The following is a 1,010-nucleotide window of genomic DNA, read 5'->3' as shown; positions in this document are numbered from 1 at the left end:
GACGCTCGGCGACCATGAAGCCGGCGCCGGGCCGCGAAAACGCGATGCCCGCGGATACCAGCCGGTCATAGGCATCGACGATGGTGTTCTTGGAAACGTCGAATTGCTCGGCGGCCTTGCGTATCGACGGAAGCTTGGCGCCGACGGTAATCGAGCCGGTCTCGATGCGCCTTCTGATCTCTGCCGCCACGGCCTCGGCGCGCGTCATCCCAGAACATCCTCCGATGGGCTGCGTGCCCTGATATGGACTGGTACAGTTTGTCGCTGTTTCCTGTAGCTGTACCTTGATAGATGGTATCAGTTAAACGATAGCTGCCTCAACGACAAGCATTCGCAGGGAGGCGATCGTGATGGTGGCTGTCCAGGACAGCGGTGTCGAGCCGCGGCTGAATTCCCGCATCGAGAAATTCCGCGACCTGTCGCCGGCCGATCGCCTGGCGACGGTCGGCGACGCCGCTCGTCTTGGGCAGGCGGATCGCGATGCCTTGCGCGGCGGCGTCCTGCCGCTCGATCTCGCCAACGGCATGATCGAGAATGTGGTCGGCACCTTCGAGATTCCGCTCGGCGTCGCCACCAACTTCACCATCAACGGTCGCGATTACCTCATCCCGATGGCGGTGGAAGAGCCGTCGGTGGTCGCCGCCGCCTCCTACATGGCGCGCATCGCCCGCGGTTGCGGCGGCTTCGAGACATCGAGCACCGCACCGATCATGCGGGCACAGGTGCAGATACTCGGTCTGTCCGATCCGCACGGCGCACGCGCCAGGCTGCTGTCCGCCCGCGACCAGATCATCGCCGCCGCCAACGAGAAGGACCGGGTGCTGATCGGCCTCGGCGGCGGCTGCCGCGAGATTGAAGTGCAGGTGTTCGAGGAGACGCAAGTCGGACCGATGGTGGTGCTGCATCTGCTCGTCGACGTGCGCGACGCGATGGGCGCCAACACGGTCAATACCATGGCCGAGGCAGTCGCACCGATGATCGAGCGCATTTCGGGTGGCACCGTCCGGCTG

Annotated in this window: 1 protein-coding gene and 1 pseudogene; one reads left to right on the top strand and one right to left on the bottom strand. The window is 64.7% G+C overall.

The window, feature by feature from the left end; translation table 11 throughout:
- Nucleotides 1-208: winged helix-turn-helix domain-containing protein (locus EN984_RS35850; RefSeq protein ID WP_164765976.1), on the bottom strand; the 208-nt coding region annotated here is incomplete at its 3' end.
- Between the two features lie 142 nt (nt 209-350).
- Here EN984_RS35850 and EN984_RS35845 point away from each other — a divergent pair.
- Nucleotides 351-1,010: pseudogene (locus EN984_RS35845) on the top strand (3-hydroxy-3-methylglutaryl-CoA reductase); the annotation flags it as partial.

Origin of the sequence: Mesorhizobium sp. M7A.F.Ca.CA.004.12.1.1, assembly GCF_003997835.1 — a bacterium.
Classification (GTDB): Bacteria; Pseudomonadota; Alphaproteobacteria; order Rhizobiales; family Rhizobiaceae; genus Mesorhizobium.
Note: the sequence above shows the minus strand (reverse complement) of the source record. Positions and strands in the feature narration are given on the sequence as shown.